The organism is Nostoc sp. S13, assembly GCF_029379315.1.
GTDB lineage: Bacteria > Cyanobacteriota > Cyanobacteriia > Cyanobacteriales > Nostocaceae > Nostoc.
Genome location: NZ_JAQYWQ010000015.1, coordinates 13,645 through 35,912, shown reverse-complemented (window position 1 = coordinate 35,912; position 22,268 = coordinate 13,645). Strand labels below are relative to the sequence as shown.

The window sequence follows — 22,268 nt, the reverse complement described above, 5'->3', positions numbered from 1 at the left end:
GGTACGCAGGGCAAAGTCTTGGAAGTTTTTGACAACAATGAAGCATATATAGGAAGGCAAATGAAGATTATATTTGCGATGCTTGCGGCGGTACTCTTCGAGAACCCCTTCGGGGAATGCAAAGCGACCATCGCGCTAAATCGCTTTTTCAAGTCAACTGCTAGCATCACCTGTTGAGAGTTGACAGCAGGGCAGGGAGTGAGATACATAGTTGCCTAGAACATCAATAAAGCGATGTCTGGCGACAAGCCGCTTCTCTACGAGACGCTCCGCGAATGCGTCTACGCACTGATGGTTGATTAGTTTGCAGTCGTTATCTGAAATCATCAGTCATTACTGAACGGGTATATAACCAAGCTCACTATCTTTGCATTTCCCCCTGTTGCATACAGCTTGAACTCTTTATTGGCTGAATTAGGAAAGAATAAACTACTTAACACTACTCGTCCATCGCCCGCAAACACTTCTACCGAACTTCGATCCACGAGAATCCGAAGTTTTAAGAGGCTATTATTCGTGCCACGTGTCACAACAGGCACCTGAGTGATCTGCGAGCTTTCATTGGGTTGGGCATTCCTGAAGTTTGATACGAGTCTCTGAATTGTGGATGCTGCAAAAGGAAGAGAGACAGACAACCATTTACCGATAAACCCAGACTCTTGTTGTTTTAATTCTGAAGTCGATCCACCCGCTTCAGAAGCAGAGCGCGTTAGTGATAACTCTCCTTTGTCGGAACCAGTACGTCGCCATGCCAACACCATTCCTTGCCCTGTATTACCCGCTCGAAGATGAATCTTGATTTCAGAGTTCACTTTGGGCAAACCAGCAACATCAATTGCTAGGTCAGCATCGAATGCAGTGGAACGAAAATTCTTCAACTCCTCTGGTGTCCTGTTAGTCAAGGGTTTATCCCGCAGCCGAGTCACACGCCCAAGTGCAGAATTTCTCAGAAGCGCTAGTTCTTGAACCGGAGTTTGAGTCAACCAATAGGTGTCAGAATCTCTCATCAACCCCAGGTCTCGCGGAATGCTCAATTGTCCTCGCCACGGCGTTGTTGGAGTTTGGTGGGCGTAATGCCAATTATTTTGCCAGCCAGCCAGGATGCGTCGTCCTGGAGTGCCAGACCAGGTTTGAGGCGCATAAAAATCTGAGCCAAAATCTATAGGTCGAGGCTGTGACTCCTGCTTGAACTGCTTCCCATCAAATTCGCCGACGATATAGAAGCTACGTGACGTAAATTTTCGGGATCTTTCACAGTCCTTTTTGAGTTTGGGGTCAGTGAGCGGCATTTCAGTACTGTCTCGAAGACCCTGGCATACCACAGGCGGAAGGAAACCTTCGCTGTAGGTCAGTATCCACTTGGTCTGGTTCGTCCCCGAATTGCTGATCGGTAACTCAAACAAATCTGGGGTTTCGACGAAAGGACCTAAAGTGGTGAAGCTGCTGTAGAGGGGGATAGAAGAAAGGAGGTGCCATTGTCTCAGATTCGCAGACCCGTAAAGCTCGGCTTTATCTCCAACCGCTAACACCATAATCCAGCGTCCCTTATAGGGGAATACCTTCGGATCTCGAAAATCTGGCTTAGGAGGTGTCAAGTTAGGCAACACACTCTCCGGTGCTTTAAAGGACTCGCCTCCATTGCAGCTAGCCGCAAGCCACTGATCCTGGAGTGAGATAATAGCAGTGTTCTTGGTGAATATAGAAGCAACACAAAGGTTTGAGCAGTCGCAGGGGAGCTGTCTTGCTGCCTCACCACTAACAGTCACCGCAGACCCCGAGAAAGGAGACCAGACTTGATTCTGATCATCGCTACTTGGAAGGAGATCCATTGACGGACTGAACATCGCGTCTCTGCGCTGAGACCAGTGAACCAGATCGGTGCTAACTGCATGTCCCCAGTTTAGTTGACCATTAAGATCCCGGGAGAATGGAATTGCCTGATAATAGAGATGGTATGTCCCGTTTACGTAGACAAGACCGTTCGGATCATTCATCCATCCCCATGAAGGAGCAAAATGAAAGAAAGGTCTCCATGAACTGTTAGGATATTCCTGCACATTCAGCCGAACCGTTTCAGAACCTCCCTTGGAGTAATAAAGGTTTGGGGCTATTTTAACCGTCAGGTTAAAGTTCTGATCTTTAGGGACATCGAGGGGAACAGCAACTTCCAGTAAAATCTGCCCTTTTGCTCTGCCCTGTGCAAGTCCTTTCTTACTGAGAAGCCTGACACTAATCCGTGCATCCGAGGAAGCGACCGAAGTCGCAAAATCGATCCCATCTCCGACCACAGTAATACGGCGTGTTTCACCCTGATGAACACTACCACCTCCAACAACCTTTTCGATCGCAGACCGAGCAGGAACGGGAAAAATCAACAAAGCCGCGGTCGCATAGAGTACAGAAACAGTACGCACCTTCATCGCTCTTCTCCAAAGAATATCCCTGCAATTCCAGCTGAAACTTCACCACTTTGACGCAAGTAAGTGGATGCATTACATATATATTAAATTTTCATGGTAAGCATTTAATGGAGTAAACAAAAAATAACACTTTTCCGCTTTCCATGACGCTCCATTCATGCAAGAACATTACTATTAGCGTTTTTTCAAGTCAACTGCTAGCATCACCTGTTGAGAGTTGCTAGCAGGGCAGAAAGTGAGATACATAGTCGCCCAATACGGTTCGGTTAAGACCAAAAAGCCTGTAAACTTAGCTTTGTCTTCAGTGTGCGTTCGGTAATAATGCAACGGTGGCGAATTCTCACTGATATCCCTTGTCATCGAATTAAGTACAGTGCTTAAAGCCTTAGAAACCACCACAATTCCATCTGATGTGATTAGAACAAGCGATTGCTAAAGCAAAAGCAGGTGAAGAGCGAAAACGTGCTTTACCATCTCACTTAGTGGTGAGGTATTGGGCAGTAGGTGTTGACATTCTTTCTACCCGCTGAACGGTTACGTTTCTACTGAGGTGACAAAAATGCTGCTTAAGTTAGGTATTCTGTCACTTAGGTTGGGATTTGCAGCTCATTGGTTTGCAGTTTGGTTTGGCATCAATGCCAAAAGCATTCCCTATCTTGAAGAACTGATGAATACCGCGATCGCACTGGGGTTATACATCAATGTTTTAGATATTGATAGAACTTTATTTAAAAGAAATCTAGGATTAATTAGTAGGGTTTTAGTTTTTGGAGTCCCAATAAAAATCGTGTAGGCATTTGCCTGATTCGATGCTGCTTAATGTCGCCCTGGATAGTGTGACCGCGCAAGATACCATCAATATTAGTCAACAACTTCATAGCGCACTAACTTTCTAACATCCTCACGGGGTAGACCTAGTTCTTGGGCAATTGTTGTTTCTATTTGGCTAAATTCTATCGTTGGAAGTTCTAATTCCAATCGCTTCAAGATTGGGTCTGCTGTTTCCACTTCTACCTGGGTAATTCTCTTAGTTCGGTTGACGGCGGCGTTAATCAGCAACACATTGACTGATACCCGTGCTTCAAGTTGAGTATCTGACTGAAGTTTTTTCTTCGTGGAGTAGGGTCGGCTTAACTCTTGAGCAGCTAGGAAACTACAGCCAAGCCAAAACACAACCGCTATCAGTGGTAGAGGCAACCAAAACTCTAATCCCAGCCCTTGCATCCAACGTTTACTAATACGCCACACACTACACCTGCTTCTGATTTTGCTAGGTCACACTTCATGTATATCCTAAAGGGGTAGACAATCCCCTGAAATCTGACTAATGAAAGACGTTGAAATTGCTTCAATACATACATTATTTTAAACAAGCACAAGTGTATAAAGGTGATGAAAATCTTACTGGTAGAGGATGATCCAAAGCAATTAATGCCGCTGCAAACGGTTCTTTCTCAGGCTGGACACAGCGTCGATGGTGTCAAGGATGGTGAAACCGCTCAATGGCTTTTGGCTGAAAAAGAATATGATCTGCTGATTTTGGATTGGATGTTACCTCGGATTAGTGGAGTGAGTTTGTGTCAACAGTATCGGGCGGCGGGAAAAACAGCTCCTATATTAATGATTACGGCAAAAGATACTACACCTGATAAAGTCATAGGATTAGATGCGGGAGCAGATGACTACCTAGTCAAACCAATTGATATTATAGAGTTCATGGCGCGGGTGCGGGCATTGAGGAGGCGATCGCCTCTCTGGCAAGGGGACATCCTCCGCTTGCTAGACCTGCAACTTCATCTCGATACACTAATTTTGGAGCGACAAGGGGCGATTGTATCCCTTTCCAGCCAAGAGTTTCAGTTGTTAGAGTACTTCATGCGTCATCCTAAGCAAGTCCTGACTCGTAACCAGATTGAACAAGCTGTATGGGAGTGGGGTAGTGAGCCAGAAAGCAATGCAATCACCGTTCTAGTTCGTAAACTTCGCCAACGTTTGCAAACATTAGCAGCAGCCGATTGGATTGAAACTGTTTACGGCATGGGCTATCGCCTCAACCCTCCAGAACCATCTTGAAATTTGATCATGGCTGGGACAAAGAGTAGGCAGTAAGCTAAAAATCTTTTAATTTGCATCCTCAAAAAAATGAATCTCTTGTGGGGTGGGCATCTTGCCCGCCCTAGTTGTGCAAATTAAATGCGCGACAGCTTAGTATAGTTCAATTACTTGAAAAGTCTTGTAATTACGAATTAGTATGAGTTGTGTTTAACCGCAGTCGTCGTAACTTAGCTCGTTGGTTTACCCTTTCAATGGGGTGCATTCTGATTCTCTTTGCTGGAGTCATTTATAATCTTGAGGTAAAAGACAAGCTCAAAGCATTAGATCAGCTGCTTTATAAAAGAGCAGAGCTAATGGCAGCCAGTTCGCAGTATCGGCTGTATCAAAAACAAAAACAAGTCGATCTGAGCAATATACCCTTATTGGGTAGTGGTTCTCACCCCGCTGATATTGAACTGGTTTATGTTCGCTGGTATGACCCTGAAGGTAAACTTAAGCGGTTTTTTGGGACTCCACCTCCAGAACAGTTAGAAATAGCATCTGAGTTTCTCACGATTAAGTCCGTTGACCCTCTTACAAACGAGGCGCTTTGGCTGCGTCAAGTCACGCTACCTGTTCAAGGAGGAAATTCGGTGATCGGCTATCTTCAAGTAGCTATCCCACTTACAGAGACTCAAAACGATCTCAGACAATTTCAGTTAATGTTGACGCTGGCTGTACCTGTAGCGCTGGGATTAATTGGGCTTACAGGTTGGGTACTCGGTGGCATAGCCATGCAACCAGTTCAGCAAGCCTATAATCAACTGCAACGCTTTACATCAGATGCTTCCCATGAGTTGCGATCGCCCCTTTCTGCAATTTTGACCAATGCCCAAGTTGGGTTACTAATGGCAGCAGACTATCCCCAAATCCATCCCTCAGTGGAGAACATCATCGATAGCGCCAAGTCGATGAGTACCTTGGTCAATAACCTACTGCTGTTGGCTCGACATCAGGGACAATTAACTCCCGAATCTCTCAAAAAGGTTAATCTTAATAGCTTGCTAGAGAATTTAGCTATTTATTACAATACTCAAGCTGCAAAAGCGTCGATCAAGTTGATCAACCATTTACCAGAACAACCTATTGAGTTGTGGGCTGACCCCGATTTGCTGCGGCTAGCTGTTGAAAACTTACTCAACAACGCCTGCAATTACACTCCATCTGGTGGAACTGTTTGGTTACGCTTAGAACCTCACCCAGATCGGGCAGTAATTCAGGTCATCGATACTGGAATTGGAATTCCAGAGGCAGATTTACCTTACATTTTTGATCGCTTTTACCGGGTTGACACAGAACGTGCCAGAGAAAGCGGCGGATTTGGGTTAGGATTAGCGATCGTTCAACAAATTGTCCAGGCTCACGGCGGTCACATTCATGTGATGAGCAATGAGGGTAAAGGCTCGACGTTCCAGATAAAGTTACCACTTATAGCGGTTCTCGGTTGAGTAGGTACTGAACCCCACCCCCAACCCCCTAAGAGCAAGCCTACGGTGTACACACAAGTCCTAAAAACCTAGCTTGATCAGGCTTTTCTCGTTCCCAGTCCCAGACTCTTAACGCATTCATTGAGTATCTGATTCAATAGACATCTGGTGAAATTAAATATGCGTTATCTAGAACCCTTGTAGAGACACGAAATTTCGCGTCTCTACATTCTTTTTCGGAGATGTCTAACATTCTGACTGGAGGCAGAGCCTCTAATCAGGCATTCCCAGTCGGAGACTGGGAACGAGATACGAGATAAATGACGAAGTTTAATCTACACTCACGTACTTCGTTTACTTTAAGCGTTTTTGCTCACCTGGTTGGTAATATGTATAACTTGGCTCGCTCCACATACAGAAACCTGATTAATCCAAATACTTCAGGTCTATTTCTCCAGTGGCAGTAGACAGATTTAACATCTCTAGGTCTGCTTGTTTAGATGCATTCTTCGTATTTATACTGAGATTTACTGTTTAACTGCTTTCATCGACAAACTAATCCGCTTGAGTTTCTCATTGATTTCTAACACCTGCACTTTAACTACTTGTGCAACTTTGACAACTTTGTTGGGATCGTCTACAAATCTATCAGCAAGTTGGGATATATGCACTAAACCATCTTGATGTACGCCAATATCAACGAAGGCGCCGAAGTTGGCGACGTTCGTCACGATTCCCTCTAGTTCCATTCCCACCTTTAAATCCCTGATTTCCTTAATTCCTTCTTTGAAGGTGGCATACTTAAATTCAGCACGAGGATCTCTACCTGGTTTTTCCAGTTCGCTGAGGATGTCGCGTAGTGTGGGTTCGCCAACGCTATCGGTAACGTATTTCTTCAGGTTGGTCTTTTTGAGTTTTTCGGCAATTTGTGTCACCTGATTTAATGGCACATTTAGATCAGATGCGATCGCTTCTACTACAGAATAACTCTCTGGATGCACTGCTGTATTATCTAATGGGTTGTCACCGCCGCGAATCCGCAGAAAACCTGCTGCTTGTTCAAAAGCCTTTGGCCCCAATTTGGGAACTTTTAAAAGTTGTCGGCGATTTTTAAAGGCTCCATACTGGTTGCGATAGACAACAATATTATTGGCAACTGTTGCCGTAATTCCAGAGACGGAAGTCAAAAGTTCTTTGGAGGCGGTGTTTAAGTCTACGCCGACGTAATTAACGCAGCTTTCTATAGTGTCATCCAATTTCTTTTTCAACAACTTCTGATCGACATCGTGCTGATATTGTCCTACACCAATGGATTTGGGATCAATTTTCACCAATTCTGCTAAGGGATCTTGTAAACGGCGACCGATGCTAATAGCGCCGCGCACGGTAATATCTAAATCGGGAAATTCTTCCAGCGCCACAGTACTCGCAGAATATATAGATGCGCCAGACTCATTCACCATTACCTTAACTGGTTTGCGTTCTATACTTTGCAATACTTGTGTGACAAATTCCTCTGTCTCGCGGGACGCTGTACCGTTACCGATGGCGATTAACTCAATTTTGTACTTTTCAATCAGATTTTTGACAGTTTGTGCTGCTTTGAGTCGTTGTTCAGCCGCTTGATGGGGAAATACTGCTTGGTATTCCAAAAATTTCCCAGTTTGGTCGAGGACTGCAACCTTACACCCAGTTCTAAATCCAGGGTCTATGGCCAGCGTTGGTTTCATTCCTGCTGGTGCAGACAGTAGTAACTCCCGCAGATTAGTTTCAAATGTCTTAATTGATTCCATGTCTGCATAAACTTTCTTCTCAGAAATTACTTCTCCCATAAGAGAGACTTTCATCAAACGGTTGAATGCATCTTTCAGCATTGACTGATAAAAATCCCGAATTGTCCGAACTTTGGTTTTAATTTCTTGCGACTCAAGATAGTAAAGTACCGTATCCTCATCAAAAGCAATTTCAAAGCTTAATACTTTCTCAGTTTCACCCCGACACAACGCCAACATATTGTGGGGCGCAATATTTTTTACCCTAATTTGATAGTTACGGTACATCTCAAATTTGGTTGTACCTTCGGGATAATCATCTTTGATGCGGGAGACAAATACCCCTTCTTCTAAAAGGTAGTCACGGATATAAGCCCGTAACTCAGCTTTTTCAGCTACTTCTTCCGCCAAAATATCAGCAGCACCTTTGAGCGCTTCTTCTGCTGTTTTTACTCCCTTGGTTTGGGAAATATACTTAGCCGCTTCTTCCTCCAGGGAAGCCGTTGCAGCATTTTTGACATTTAGCGACTTGATGAACTCCGCCAGTGGTTCGAGTCCTTTTTCTCTGGCGATGGTGGCGCGGGTGCGACGCTTTGGTCGATAAGGTAAGTATAAATCCTCAAGTTCGGTTTTTTGTAAGCAGGATGAGATTTTGGCTTTGAGTTCATCTGTAAGTTTACCTTGTTGAGCGATCGCACTTAAAATCACCGATTTTCGTTCTTCCAGTTCTGTTAAATAAGTATATCGATCAGCCAGTTCACGTAGTTGCACTTCATTCATCTCATCCGTGCGCTCTTTGCGGTAACGTGCAATAAAGGGAATTGTTGCACCCTCCGCCAAAAGTTCCAGCGCGTTTTGCACCTGATGGGGTTTGAGGTTTATTTCAGTTGCCAGTAGTTGGGGAATGTTCAGCATTAGGTGTCTAAAATGAAAAAATGAAAAAGCTACTTCTAAAGGTAATATGCTAGATCCTTATCCTGGCGCAAGGCCAAAGTTTTAAGCTAATTTACCAGATGATTGCTCAGACAGCAGAATTCAGGAGCGGAACTTGCGATTACTCCGCCGAGGTGTCAGAATTGGTGAATAGGCTACGCCCCGTGCTAACAGAATTAAAACACGCTTTATACCTGGCTTTGAAACGAATCGTTGTCTACTTCACCTTCCTTGAAATCTGCTGTAAGAGTGCAATTGGCGAAATAAACACAACCCACCGACAACCACAGAATAAGGAGTTATTCGCCAAGCTTTTGGGTAGCTTCACCTGTCGCAATAATTATTCAAATTGGTGTAATATACAACATTGCATAATCTTGAGTTTCTATAATATTTATTTCGATCGACTGTTGTGGCTAAAACCTGATTGGATGTAAAATTAACCCCAATTCCAAAAAGTTTGTTTCATAAACACTACAACCTTTAGTTCAGAGGTGAGTAAAATGCCTTTGTTTTTCTTGATACCACTATGTACTGCTTTAGCCACTGGCTACTTATTTAAAAAAAGTACTGATGAAATAGCATATCTTGCAGGTGTATTTGCAGCTATTAGCTTGATTTTAACTTTAGTATTAGCACCCTGGCAGATTCAGTTTGGATTGTTAATCATTGTCTTGATCATTACCAACAGGCTTTTGCAGGAAAATGAGTTAAAACAAACTGAAGCTAGAAGAAAACAACTTAGAGAAATTAAATAATACCGAGTATCACGAATTTTTTCTCAACTTGAAACTGCTGGAAATTATCAGACAGCTAACCCAGTAATGTCTTTAAACACGGAAGTTGGTAGTTTTTTATGGGAAATTCTTGTCTATGAGTATGATTTTGACCACTTGATACTCGCTTTTGAAATGAAATATTTTCTTATAATGGCAAGCTTGATCTTCTCCTTCACCCCATGAACGCTATGGTTAGGTATTGTTGAGCTTTTGTATCTCTAAACCTACGCTAACTTTTAAAAGTATACTTACAATCAATCTTTAGTATCAAATAAACTTTGATGACAGAATTCAGAGATAAAATATTTTGACTTACTTAGTGTCAGAATTAACTATCAACCAAGTTTTGTCTGAAATATGTAAATTTGAAAATTTTCTTGGATAAACAAAAAACGATTCAGACTATCGGTTGCATTTATAACTTGTGCTGTAAATAATGTATTTTTATACTACAATTTCCCAGTGCTTACACTGTTGTTGAAATTTCAATTCTGCTTTATCAAACTTTTACATTTGCACTTCTAGAGTCTGAGGCTAAATCGCTACTTCGGCAAGTTTCTTAGCCAGAAAGTGCTTCATAAATGCACAAATCCTTAAAAATAAAAATTCATGTAGAGAAAATTTCGATTTGATGAAGTTTGTGTTTCAGTATATTTTCAGTAAATGAATTTTTGATAAAGTGTGGCGATAAATTTGCAACCCGCTTTTCTCATGGTATTCTAGTAGGTGATTACATGTAACAATAAAGTTAAAGTAAACCTATAGTTAAAATTACATGTAATTCAGAACAAGTTAAGCCAACCTAATACTAAGTAATGTAAAAACATCTCAAATCAGATGCAATTAACATTAACTCCGAGTTGATCAGCCAAAGCTAGTTTACATTAGCCGTTAGTGTGGTCAAAAATTCCGTTTGCACATTCAGCAAAATTCCCTAGAAACCTGTAAAGCACATTCCTGTAGACTGATTTATCTATGGTTTCCGCAGCCAAGCAGACTTCTATTACTTATTGTGTTCCCATGTGCAGAAAGAGCACGTATACACACTGAATGTGAGTAAAAATTTTTATGAATTGGCTTAGTTTCCAGCCGAGGTTACAGATATGTCTGTGAGCCTAGAGAGATTCTATGGGATATCAGTAAATTAATAAACTTTTCTGGAGGAAAGTAAGAACATTTATCAATCCAGTTAATTTAATGGCTTGAGAATTTCAGTAGGCGATGTCTACGACTGACAAAGCTCTCAACCTTGACTATATCTGTATCGTTTATAACATAAATATTGCGATCGCGCCAAAAGTAGTCTTGATGCATAACTGGCTGACACAGAAGATTTCTGTAATTCACAGTTGGACAAAGCCTAAATTAATTATGCCAATTGCCAAGCAAGAAAACTGATTTCTCTGGTATAACCCACTAAACCTAATTAGCGTACTCTACTTTGATAATATCGGAGGCTCAGATAATACAGCTATTAATTTTTAACTCTAGGACATCAGCTGAAACGGTCATTTTGATATCAGTTTCTTCAACATAGCCTTCCTAATTTCGTTGTCTATTTACTGAAGTGGAAGTCGAATTGCACAGAAGGTGTTACCGAGATCCGAAACGTTCAAAACAACAAGTTGTTTCCTGTCCGGTTCATACCTACTATCTCGATTGAGGCAAATGTACAATGAAATTTATATTGCAAATTTCCCAGTTTCAAATAATTCCTTATACCCTTTTATTTATCAGTATTTTATTTAGTATTGCTGGGCAATTGCTGATGAAAAATACCATGAGTAATGTAAATGAAGGATTATTTACTTGGGTATTTATTCAACAATTAGCATTAGCTGTAAGTGTTTATTGCTTGGGAGTAGTAAATTGGATATTGGCTCTGCGCTCTGTAAAATTGAGTATTGCTTATCCACTCACTAGTTTAAATTATGTCGGTATACTTTTCGGTTCATACTATTTTTTTAATGAGGTGATTACACTAACTCGAATAGTAGGAGTAATCACTATTTTTCTAGGTGTTATTTTAGTGGTTATTCCCATTAAAAAATCTATATTTTCTCTAGGAAATTCCCCAAAAAGTATTGACAAATGAACATCATTACTTGGCTAATTTTAATGCTTGTAGTTTTACTCGGAACAACAGCTAACGTATCACTCAAGTATGGACTTTACATTTCTAGCGCTACTAAGGGAGAAAGCACATCTATCAAAAATCTATTATTCTCTCGTTATTTTTTGATTTGGTTTATCTGTTATACATTTATGACTATATTGTGGCTTTATGTATTGCGGACAATTCCTCTGAGTCAAGCATTTCCAGTTCTAGGATTAATGTATGCACTTATACCAATTGCTTCTCACTATCTTTTAAAAGAGGAAGTTATTTTTAGCCAGTGGTTAGGAATTTCCGTGATTATAACTGGCGTAATTCTTGTTGTCCATTAATAGCTTAACAGGCAATAAATTAGGTTATTAATATTAAGAATTTCTGAATATAGTTCTCACAAACATCCCGAAAAAATCTGAATCTAATTTATATGAATATAGGCATCATTGGCGGGGGTATAACTGGGTTAGTATTAGCCCAACGTCTTTCACATCAAGGACATATAGTAACTATATTCGACAGCAATAAGCAGCTTGGTGGACTTACCACCTATCATGATTACGGGTTGTTTACCTGGGATCGCTTTTATCACGTTATCCTACCTTCTGATACTCATTTAATAAATTTCTTGAGAGATATTGGTCTTGGAGATAAACTGCGTTGGCATCGAAGTTTAACAGGTTTTTACGAGCATCAAAAATTTTATTCTATTAGTAACACTATAGAATTTCTGCGCTTTCCTCTGTTTGGACTCATAGGTAAAATCAGATTAGCTGTTACTCTGCTGTATGGTTCGCGCCTTAATAATTGGCGGCGCTTAGAGAAGATTTTAGTTGAAGATTGGCTTTTGAAACTTAGTGGTAAAAACACATACGAAAAGCTCTGGAAACCTTTGCTTCTATCCAAATTAGGAGAGAACTATAAGCGAATATCAGCAGTTTTTATCTGGGCTTATATCAAACGACTATTTTCAGCGCGGGATTCTTCATTAAATAAAGAACAACTTGGTTATGTTTCAGGCGGTTACAAAACTGTTTTTGACCATATAGAAAAATTAATTTATGCAGATGGAGGTCATATTCGCACAGGTGTTGCGGTGGAATATATTGCACCTCATTCAGGGGGTGGAATGTGGGTAGAATCTCAGGGTAAAAAGGAACATTTTGATAAAGTCATCTTTACTGGCCCGGTTAATATTTTGCAACAGGTTGCTGCCAAAGAACTGGTGAAAGTTTCAGACACTGGTGCAACAGTAGAATACCTGGGTGTAATCTGCATGGTACTTATTACTCGCAAGGCTATAGTTCCTTATTACGTAGTAAATATTGCCGATAGAAATATTCCCTTTACCGGAGTTATCGGTATGAGTAACTTAGTTTCTTTGCAAGAAACGGCAGGATATCACATGACATTCCTACCAAAATATATACTTTCCACTGACCCGTTATTAAAACAACCAGATGATGAATTGCGCCAAGTATTTTTCCAGGGTATACGTTTGATGTTTCCAGAACTCGAAGCAGATGATATTGTGGCAGTACACATTAATCGAGCTATTAAAGTACAGCCGCTACAAGTTTTAGACTATTCAAATATTGTTCCCAAAGTGAGTACTGAAAACGATGATTTTTTCATCGTCAATACCTCACAGTTGGTCAATGATAGCGTTAATAATAACGCAGTTGTGCGACAGGTCGATGAATTTCTCAAAAAATCAATATTACTGAATTATTGAAAGTTGAGAAATATTATTTTATTTTAAAAGTCATACGAGGTAATTATGAGTCTTTTTGTTCTTTTACCCGCATACAACGAGCAAGAATCAATTCGCCCCTTGTTCAAAAGGTTTCAGACATTGCAGCAAATCTCTAATATGGAGATAGAACTGATTCTTGTTGATGATGGCAGTAGTGATAAAACTGCTCAGACTGCTTTAGATGAATCTCAATCACTGGGTATATTACTGAAATTAGTACAACATCCGAAAAATGCTGGTTTAGGTGAAGCAATTAAAACAGGTTTCGCGACTTTCTTAGAAATTTCCAAAGAAGGTGATTTTTTAGCTGCTATGGATTGTGACAACACTCAACCACCAGAACTATTAATCAAGATGTATGACACTATGATAGCTGGCAGCTATGATATTGCGATCGCATCTAGATATCGAAAAGGCTCTAAAGTCATAGGCTTATCAAAATTTAGAGAGCTGATGAGTTACGGAGCTAGCTGGCTTTTTAGAATTGCAGCCCCTCTACCAGGTGTAAGAGACTACACTTGTGGTTACAGGCTGTATAACCGTACTTTCGTCACTAAACTGGATATGTATTATGGGGACAGTTTATTCACTGAAAGTGGATTTGCTTGCATGATAGATTTACTGCTGAAAGCCAAAGTACTCAAACCAAAAATCGTAGAAATTCCAATGGTTTTGAGATACGATCAAAAGCCGACTGCCAGTAAAATGAAAGTTATTAAAACTATTACTAGAATACTAAAGCTCTTGTTTAAGAATCTATTAGGGGCAGCGCCAACTTCCAATTTAGGTCAGACTTTCAATGGGCAAGAAACATCAAGAATTCCCCTAAAAATGGGAAATCGTAAATAAACCTGAGAAGGAATAGGCTCTCACCAATAATTAACTCAAAAAGCATACGAACTCATTTGTTATATTCCTTTTCTAGGTAAAACAGTCCCTGCGGGTATTAGCAATGCAGTGGAACTTTTACCCCTATTGTCGCAAAATGAAACTGTATTCTATCTCGAATTTACATGAAGTGCGTAGTTTACCGCCGTAGGCATCGCTCTGGAAAGGGGGTTACTGACAATATTTCATTGACGCTTAAGAGGGGAAAGTGAGTTTCCCAGGTGAGGAAACCTCTACTGCCTTTCTGCCGACTTTGGCTTTCGCTCATTTGTTAGACTGAACACACCAGGATTTTTCAGTCAAATCTCTGAATTACGCCAGCAGACGAGGCTACCCATGCTTACAAGTACGCTACTTCTCTCAAATCAACTTCCGACCCTCCAATATTCCTCCACACCAGAGCGTTTCGATGAAACCTGGGAAGCCCCCCTGGCTACCCTTCTGGGACTAGGACGCGCCGCTGGCGCTGACTTCATCGAATTATTTTTAGAGCGTCGCAACTATATTAGTTGTCTTGCAGAAGATGACGCCATCACAAGTATTTCACCCAGTCTATCTACAGGTGCGGGAGTCAGAGTATTTCGCGGTAAAGCTGACTGCTACGTTAGCACTAATGACCTTTCTTTTTCCGGTTTGAAAGCAGCCTTAGAAAAAGGTCTTTCTATCTTGGGATTGCAACTACCTACTCCTAAAGCTTTCATTCCAGAAATCAACCTGGAATTATTGAGAGATTACGCCACCAAAAGAGGTAAAGATGCCTGGCTACCAGTATGTAGCTCCATCCGAGAAATGGGAGAAGTTCTCCTTGATGGTACTGCCCACCTGAAGCAAAAAGCTAGCCACGTTCAATCGCGCCGTGCTACCTATTTCCGGGATTGGCAAGAAGTTTTAATCGCCGCCAGTGATGGTACTTTTGCCCGCGATATTCGCCTTACACAGTCAGTAGGGTTTAACCTGTTGTCTGCTGATGGTACTAATCGTACCTCAATTGGCGATCGCGCGGGTAATACTAGCGATGCCAACTTCTTGAGAACTTGGGATTCTCAACAAGCTGCTGAGAAAATAGCAGAATCTGCGGGAAAAATGCTCTACGCAGATTACGTGGAATCGGGTACTTACCCCATCATTATGGCCAATCACTTTGGCGGTGTCATCTTCCACGAAGCTTGCGGACACCTACTAGAAACCACTCAAATTGAACGCGATACCTCTCCCTTTGCTGACAAAAAAGGCGAAAAAATTGCCCATGAAAGTTTGACAGCCTGGGATGAAGGGCGCTCTGAAAATGCCTTCGGGACAATTGACATGGATGACGAAGGTATGCCAGCTCAAAGAACCCTACTAATTGAAAAAGGCGTTCTGAAAAACTTTTTAGCAGATAGAACAGGTTCTACACGTACCGGACACCCCAGAACTGGAAGTGGACGCCGCCAAAATTATACCTATGCTGCTGCTAGCCGGATGCGTAATACTTATATTGATTCTGGCGAATACAGCATTGATGAGTTATTTGCCTCTGTTGATAAAGGTATTTACTGTAAAAAGATGGGTGGTGGTAGTGTTGGTGCTACAGGCCAATTTAACTTTAGTGTTGATGAAGCTTATTTGATTGAAAATGGCAAAATCACTAAACCTTTAAAAGGAGCAATTCTTATCGGTGAAGCCAAGGAAATTATGAATAAAATTTCCATGTGTTCCCAAGATTTGGAAATTGCACCCGGTTTTTGTGGCTCCGTCAGTGGCAGTATTTACACCACAGTTGGACAACCCCACATCAAGGTTGATTCTATTACCCTCGGGGGACGATAAAAATTTTAGATTTTAGATTTTGGATTTTAGATTGTGAATCAGCAGGAGTTTAAGGCTAGAACAAAGCAGCTGGCATTAGGAGTTATTCGTCTAGTTGAGCAACTGCCAGAAACTAGAGTTGCTGATGTCATTGGCAAACAGTTGTTACGTTCAGCAACTTCAGTTGGTGCTAATTATCGAGCAGCCTGTCGAGCTAAATCAACAGCTGATTTAATTGCCAAACTCGGTATTGTGTAAGAAGAAGCTGATGAAACGCTTTACTGGTTGGAGCTTGTTATTGAATCTGGATTAATGACAGCAGAAAAACTAAAAAGCCTAATGCAAGAAGCTACCGAAATTCTAGCTATGACTGTTTCGTCAATAAAAACACTACGAGAAAAATATAAGTCATAACATCTAAAATCCAAAATTTAATATCTAAAATGGAATCGCTTCCAATCCAAAATCTAAAATCCAAAATCTAAAATTGACTATGCCGAATATCAATGAGATTGCAAATTCTGCCAAGGACAATGCTGATAAGCTTGGTATTAAGAAATTCGACATTTATGGCTCAACAGTAGATGACACTAATGTCCAAGTAGACCAAGGTGAGCCAAAACAAGTCAAAGCCTCCAATCGCTCTGGCGTTACAGTTCGTGTCTGGAATGAAGATAATACAATGGGTGTCACCAGCACTACAGATGTAGATGCCAAGGGACTAGAATTAGCTTTGAAGACTGCATACGAAGCCAGTTTCTTTGGTGTTAAAGAAAACGTTCCTGATTTTAGTCCAGAGGCTACTGTTCTTATTCCAAATAAACCTCAGGATAAGACACCCCAAGCACCTGTTGCTGAACTCATAGAAAGATTGTTGGTAGCTGAAAAAGAATTACTGGCAGCTCATCCAGCCATCAAAGGTGTACCTTATAATGGTTTATCGCAAAGAGATATTGACAGGTTTTATCTCAATAGCGACGGTGCAGCCAGAACTGAATCTCACTCTTTAGCATCAGTTTATCTTTACAGCAAAACTGAGGAAGAAGGAAAAAAACCTCGCAGTGCAGGTGCTTTTAGAATCAACCAAAGTTTAGATAAACTAGACATTAATGGTTGCATCAAAGAAACCGCCGATAAAACTATCAGTCACTTGAACTATGAAAAAATCAAGACTGGTAAATATCGAGTTGTTTTCTCAGCGGAAGCTTTCTTAAGTCTGTTGGGTGGTTTTTCTAACTTGTTCAATGCCCAAAGTATTTTGGACAATCAAAGCCTATCTACTCCTGATGATTTAGGTAAGCAAATTGCTTCGCCTCTGCTTTCAGTTTTTGATGATGCACTACACCCAGCTAACGTAGGAGCAGAAAGTTTTGATGGTGAAGGAACTCCTACTCGTCAGATTTCGCTGATTGAAAATGGTGTTTTAACCAGCTTTCTCCACAGTGCAGGGACTGCTAAAAGGTTAAATACTAAGCCAACAGGTAATGCCAGTATTGGCGCAAAAGTCAGCGTCAGTCCCAATTTTTATCACGTTTTTACAACAGCTACTCCTGAGCAGGAGTTTAGCTTAGAAACGGCTGAAAATGTGATTCTTATCGATGATTTACAAGCTCTCCATGCAGGAGTTAAATCCTTGCAAGGTTCGTTTTCTTTGCCGTTTGATGGCTGGCTAGTTAATAAGGGTGTCAAGACGAGTATTGAGTCAGCAACTGTTGCTGGCGATTTCTTAGAACTCTTAAAGTCAATTATTTATGTGGAAAAAGAGGTGGAGTTAACGCCAGGGGGAGTTTGCCCGAAAATCTGGGTTGATGAACTGTCGATTACTGGTGAATAAAACTTAAAAAGTGCAGAGTTAGGAGTTGAATATGACTCTTAACTCATCACTTTGAAATTGTTACTCACCATTAATATTCACCACCGACGCTAATGGCAGTATTAAATACATCAGCACCGCTTAAATCAATATTAGCCATAACTGCGCCATTTACGTCAGTGTTATATAAACGCGAATTACTCAAATTAACGTTGGTGAGATTAGCATTATTTAAGATAGTATCGCTGACGAATGCTTTTGTGAGATTAGCAGACTTCAAATTGGCACCAGTTAAATCGGCACCTTCTAAGTTAGCACCTTCGAGATTAGCTCCTTTTAAATTTGCATTTCTCAAGTCAACACCTATCAGATGAGCGCCTTTGAGGTTTGCACCTGCTAAATTACATCCCAAACATGCTCTAGTTTCCAGCAAACGCCGGACAGGGGCGGAGTTTTCTGCTTTGACGGGAATAGGAGCAGCTAAAGATAGCGTGCTGAGTATGGCTGCTGCCGTCAAAAAAATTCGTTTCATATTTACCTCCGACACTTCTAGAAGTCATTAAATTCTTAACTTCTACGCTACCAGTGTGCCAAGATTACAGGATTCTGTCCTCATGCGATCGGAGGAAGATATAATTTCTATGAGATGAGGTATTCTTCTCTGAGCTAGTCCCATAGGACTAAAATTAAAAGATTTTAAGTCATAACTTTAGGCATATAGCATTGGTAACAAGTTAAAAACGAGCAAATTTTGTCAATATGCCCAAGTATAGAAATTAATCCAATCTAAGAATGATAACTAAAAAAACAGGAAGGGGTTAGAGGCAGCCGTCAGTTGTCTCTTAATTCCCCACACCCCAAAACCAGTAATCTCAAGGATTTACGCTTATCTTAGAGATGATTTATAAAGTAAACCTTAAATTGTCGGGTGCGTTATAGCAATGCTTAACGCACCGAGAAACTGGTGCGTTACGGCTACTTCTCACTCTCTCAAACTCCCAAATCCTTGCATAGCCGTAACACACCCTACTTAATATTTATTTTATAAATAGCCTCTAAAGATTTACTTTATAAATGGTCTCTTACAGCCTTAACTTGTTACTAATGGGTATATAGCAATCCGATTTGATTTGTGAAAAAATCTAAGTATATGTAGGGTGTGTTATCGCGTAGCGTAACGCACCTGGAATCAGAGGTGGTGCGTTATCCTTTGACGTAACGCACCCTACGTATATTTCAAAAATCAAATATCAGTCCTATATACAGAAGCAAACTTTCAGGTCAAAAAATCTTTCAAACTTGCCGCAGCTATTGCCAAGGACAGAATGTAGAAGTGCGAAATCTACCTACAAGATTATCAGGTGAAAATGTATTGCTAGGATTTAGCTTGAGTTTATCCTGTTATTAAGCTTTGCCGCTGCCTAATAAATACAGCAGGGCCATGCGAACGGCGACACCACTGGTAACTTGCGATTGAATGAGACTAAATTCCGGGTCATCCATCAACTCAGAGCTTATTTCGACACCACGGTTAACTGGGCCTGGATGCAAAACTTTCACATTAGGTTTACAAAGTTGCAGCTTTGTGCGTGTAATGCCAAACAGCTGATGATATTCTCGCAAACTTGGCAGTAAATGAGCCGTCATGCGTTCCTTTTGCAGGCGCAAAGTCATGACAAAATCGGCATTCTGTAAAGCTGGTTCTAGTTGCCAATGTAGAAAAAGTTGTTGATTTGGGGAGTGGGGAGTGGGGAATGAGGGGGATGAAGAGATAATAAACTCTTGACTCCTGACTCCTGATTCCAAGAGAAATTCGGCAAATAACTTGGGTAAGAGAGTAGGTGGTGCTGCCAGATGCACTTCGGCATCACTAGCAATTAAACTCCAGATATTTGATCGCGCCACACGAGAATGGAGAATATCCCCAACAATGGCAATCTTTTTACCCTTTAAAAGATCCAGTCGGGGACTCGCTGGGTCAATTAGAGTACAAATGGTAAATAAATCTAGCAGGGCTTGGGAAGGATGCTCATGTTGACCATCACCAGCATTGAGGACACTAACTTTTACACCTAAACGATCCATTTCAGCCGCGATCGCATTCGGTACTCCTGCCTCTCGATGGCGGACTACCATAATATCAGTTCCCATAGCCAAATAGGTTTTCGCCGTGTCGAGAATTGTCTCTCCCTTAGTCATAGAGGAAGTGGCTGCGGCGAAGTTCAGCGTATCCGCACTTAAGCGTTTGGCAGCGATTTCAAAACTGCTACGAGTCCGAGTAGAGGGTTCAAAAAATAAATTCGCCACCACCTGTCCCTGCAAGGTTGGCACTTTCTTCGTCCGCCGTGATAGCACCTCTTGAAAACTGGCAGCAGTTTGCAAAACTGTATCATATTCAGTGGTAGTGAAGTCAGCTAGGGAAAGAATGTGATGACGATTCCAAGTGGTAGTAGGCATAAATAGCAATCAGTTTCCTGCATAGAGATCCGAGCAATCGCGTCTCTATAGCTTTTTAATTTACATATGCAGAGGAAATGATATCACCTGTTTTATATCAAATTACCTACTTGTTCTTTCTAGCATCAAGGATTTATATAGCGCTTGTCAATTGGAGCAGGTATTACATAAATCACTTAATTGTTACCCATCTCCCCCGAAAAAAATCCCTCTCCTGGCAATCCTACCGCTGTCTCCCCTCTAACTTTCGCTGCAATTACTAACCCTGTAGACCAGTTAATTTTTGAAAGCGTCAAATCGCTCCTGCATTCTAAGCTTGAAATCAGCTGGCTAGCTTTTGAAGCCTGATCCTCAGACCACATGGCTTGAGGCAACATATCATCAATTTAGAAAAGAACCTGTCAGTGAGTCTGAAGCCATACGAAAATTTAGGGCTTCAGACTCTGCCTGAATGTGCTCTAAAACGTTAGGAGACTTCAGATTTTCTTGGTCTTTCATACGTCCATTAACTTGGTAAATGTAATACCTGCAAAGCAAACGAAATCAGGGTAAGGAACGTTAAAAACCCAATTGTATCTAGCATTGTAGTCACCAACGGCCCACTAACTAGTGCCGGGTCAAGCTTCAGTCGTCTCAAACCCATTGGCAGTAAAGTACCGAGTGTAACAGCCACAATTGTATTAGTTGCCATTACCATTCCGGCAATTAAAGCCACCCATCGCTCTTGAGGTCGTGCCCAAATTAAGGAAAGCAGGATCATCGTTGTGGCTAAAACTAGGGCTGTAGCTAAACCGGCTAAAAGTTCTTTACGAAGAATTTTCAAGGTATCTTTGGGTGTTACCTCGCCCACCCCTAAGCCGCGAATTGTTACCGTTAATGATTGAATACCAACAGTACCACCAGTGTTAGAAAAAATCGGCATGATTACTGCTAGAACTGGCACTGCGGCAATTACAGATTGAAAAGGCGCGATCGCACTGGCTGCACCAATATACAGTGCCATGATGCCCAACAGCCAAGGCAAGCGGTTGCGGATGGTGAGTAGGGGAGAGGATAAAGCTGCTTCATCACCACTCACACCCGCCAGTTTTTGAATATCTTCTGTGGCTTCTTCTTCCAAAATATCCATAACATCATCAATGGTGACAATGCCAACCAATCGGTCTTCTCGGTCAACTACGGGAATAGCGATTAGGTCATAACGTTGCATGATTCGCGCCACTTCTTCTTGGGGGGTTTCAGTTGTCACCTTAATGACGCGATCGCTAGCAATATCCTTGATGAAAACATCGGGAAAGGTAAACAGCAACTGGCGCAGTGAAACTACTCTCACCAGTGTCCGGTTGTCATCTGTGACGTAGGCGTAGTAAATCGATTCCTTGTCTTCGTCCTGACGGCGGATTTTGCTCAAGGCTTCGCCTACAGTCAATCCTTGCCGCAACCGGACATATTCGGTTGTCATCACCCGCCCAGCAGTGCCTTCTGGATAGCCGAGAATCGTTGCTGTTGCTTGCCTTTGTTCTGGACTGAGTTCTTGCAATAGCCGTTTGATTACCCCAGCAGGTAGTTCATCAAACAATTCTGCCCGTTCGTCGGGACTCATCGCTTCTACAAGTTGCACTACCTGCACATCATGCAGAGAATTAATTAGTTCTTCCTGCACCTCTGTGGGCAGATATTCAAATACATCAATTGCCTGACCTTTGTTGAGTAAACGGAATGCGATCGCCCGTTGTTTTTCAGGCAATTGTGTGATATATTCTCCCACATCCACCGGTTGTAAGCGATTTAAATCCCATTTCAACTGGTTTAAATCGGTAGTATCAGTCAGCAAATCTCGAATATCTTGTGTGAGCATGAGATATATCTCCTAAGTCTCCCCCGGGCTGGGAGACTTCCTCGCCAGATCAGAGGAGGTTGATACTGCCATCTTGTGGACTATGGTCCATAAAATTTCAACAATTCAATATCGATATCTAAATCAACGCATCGCTAGTCATCATCCTAACCCGGAATAGCAATCTTCGGAAG

18 protein-coding genes and 1 pseudogene are annotated in these 22,268 nt (G+C 41.5%); 12 read left to right on the top strand and 7 right to left on the bottom strand.

The window, feature by feature from the left end:
* Positions 1–326 precede the first annotated feature (326 nt).
* Together PUQ00_RS07685 and PUQ00_RS07680 are read right to left on the bottom strand one after the other, a co-directional pair.
* The gene (locus tag PUQ00_RS07685; protein ID WP_300414800.1) at positions 327–2,420 is read right to left on the bottom strand and encodes a glycoside hydrolase family 32 protein; all 2,094 of its coding nucleotides are present in this window, start codon (positions 2,418–2,420) and stop codon (positions 327–329) included.
* 174 nt (positions 2,421–2,594) lie between these two features.
* Positions 2,595–2,819, bottom strand: a complete 225-nt coding sequence (locus PUQ00_RS07680) for a hypothetical protein (RefSeq protein WP_300414797.1) — start codon at positions 2,817–2,819, stop codon at positions 2,595–2,597.
* Positions 2,820–2,979: 160 nt separating this feature from the next.
* On the opposite strand from PUQ00_RS07680, the gene PUQ00_RS07675 reads away from it, so the two are divergent.
* A complete protein-coding gene (locus PUQ00_RS07675; protein ID WP_300414794.1) occupies positions 2,980–3,213 on the top strand; it encodes a hypothetical protein in 234 nt (77 codons plus the stop codon).
* A gap of 68 nt (positions 3,214–3,281) precedes the next feature.
* Here PUQ00_RS07675 and PUQ00_RS07670 read toward each other — a convergent pair whose 3' ends face one another.
* Positions 3,282–3,668 (bottom strand): hypothetical protein, encoded by a 387-nt coding sequence (locus tag PUQ00_RS07670; RefSeq protein ID WP_300414791.1) that lies wholly within the window; start codon positions 3,666–3,668, stop codon positions 3,282–3,284.
* 144 nt (positions 3,669–3,812) lie between these two features.
* Here PUQ00_RS07670 and rppA point away from each other — a divergent pair, with 144 nt between their 5' ends.
* Complete coding sequence (gene rppA / locus PUQ00_RS07665; protein ID WP_300414788.1) at positions 3,813–4,493, top strand: two-component system response regulator RppA; 681 nt, start codon at positions 3,813–3,815, stop codon at positions 4,491–4,493.
* A gap of 185 nt (positions 4,494–4,678) precedes the next feature.
* Entirely contained in the window at positions 4,679–5,962 is a 1,284-nt protein-coding gene (locus PUQ00_RS07660) for a HAMP domain-containing sensor histidine kinase (protein WP_300414786.1), read from the top strand.
* Between the two features lie 506 nt (positions 5,963–6,468).
* Here the strand turns inward: PUQ00_RS07660 and PUQ00_RS07655 are convergent.
* The gene (locus tag PUQ00_RS07655) at positions 6,469–8,628 is read right to left on the bottom strand and encodes a Tex family protein (RefSeq protein WP_300414784.1); all 2,160 of its coding nucleotides are present in this window, start codon (positions 8,626–8,628) and stop codon (positions 6,469–6,471) included.
* Positions 8,629–9,149: 521 nt separating this feature from the next.
* Here PUQ00_RS07655 and PUQ00_RS07650 point away from each other — a divergent pair.
* The 9 genes and pseudogenes from PUQ00_RS07650 (at position 9,150) to PUQ00_RS07610 (ending at position 17,801) form a co-directional block, all read left to right on the top strand.
* Positions 9,150–9,404, top strand: a complete 255-nt coding sequence (locus PUQ00_RS07650; protein WP_300414782.1) for a hypothetical protein — start codon at positions 9,150–9,152, stop codon at positions 9,402–9,404.
* A gap of 1,242 nt (positions 9,405–10,646) precedes the next feature.
* A complete protein-coding gene (locus PUQ00_RS07645; protein ID WP_300414780.1) occupies positions 10,647–10,823 on the top strand; it encodes a hypothetical protein in 177 nt (58 codons plus the stop codon).
* Positions 10,824–11,100: 277 nt separating this feature from the next.
* Positions 11,101–11,520 (top strand): EamA family transporter, encoded by a 420-nt coding sequence (locus PUQ00_RS07640; protein WP_300414778.1) that lies wholly within the window; start codon positions 11,101–11,103, stop codon positions 11,518–11,520.
* On the top strand, positions 11,517–11,873 hold the full coding sequence (locus tag PUQ00_RS07635) for an EamA family transporter (RefSeq protein WP_300414776.1): 357 nt from the start codon (positions 11,517–11,519) through the stop codon (positions 11,871–11,873). Before PUQ00_RS07640 ends, PUQ00_RS07635 begins: the two co-directional genes overlap by 4 nt.
* A gap of 92 nt (positions 11,874–11,965) precedes the next feature.
* Complete coding sequence (locus PUQ00_RS07630) at positions 11,966–13,270, top strand: NAD(P)/FAD-dependent oxidoreductase (protein WP_300414774.1); 1,305 nt, start codon at positions 11,966–11,968, stop codon at positions 13,268–13,270.
* 45 nt (positions 13,271–13,315) lie between these two features.
* Entirely contained in the window at positions 13,316–14,140 is an 825-nt protein-coding gene (locus tag PUQ00_RS07625; protein WP_300414771.1) for a glycosyltransferase family 2 protein, read from the top strand.
* A 375-nt stretch (positions 14,141–14,515) separates the two neighbouring features.
* Entirely contained in the window at positions 14,516–15,988 is a 1,473-nt protein-coding gene (locus PUQ00_RS07620) for a TldD/PmbA family protein (RefSeq protein WP_300414769.1), read from the top strand.
* A gap of 33 nt (positions 15,989–16,021) precedes the next feature.
* Positions 16,022–16,381 (top strand): annotated as a pseudogene (locus PUQ00_RS07615) (four helix bundle protein).
* Between the two features lie 79 nt (positions 16,382–16,460).
* On the top strand, positions 16,461–17,801 hold the full coding sequence (locus PUQ00_RS07610; protein WP_300414767.1) for a TldD/PmbA family protein: 1,341 nt from the start codon (positions 16,461–16,463) through the stop codon (positions 17,799–17,801).
* A gap of 70 nt (positions 17,802–17,871) precedes the next feature.
* Here PUQ00_RS07610 and PUQ00_RS07605 read toward each other — a convergent pair whose 3' ends face one another.
* The 3 genes from PUQ00_RS07605 to mgtE form a co-directional block, all read right to left on the bottom strand.
* Entirely contained in the window at positions 17,872–18,312 is a 441-nt protein-coding gene (locus PUQ00_RS07605) for a pentapeptide repeat-containing protein (RefSeq protein ID WP_300414765.1), read from the bottom strand.
* An 872-nt stretch (positions 18,313–19,184) separates the two neighbouring features.
* A complete protein-coding gene (locus tag PUQ00_RS07600; protein WP_300414763.1) occupies positions 19,185–20,237 on the bottom strand; it encodes an aspartate carbamoyltransferase catalytic subunit in 1,053 nt (350 codons plus the stop codon).
* A gap of 505 nt (positions 20,238–20,742) precedes the next feature.
* Positions 20,743–22,095, bottom strand: a complete 1,353-nt coding sequence (mgtE, locus tag PUQ00_RS07595) for a magnesium transporter (protein ID WP_300414761.1) — start codon at positions 22,093–22,095, stop codon at positions 20,743–20,745.
* Between the last annotated feature and the right edge of the window lie 173 nt (positions 22,096–22,268).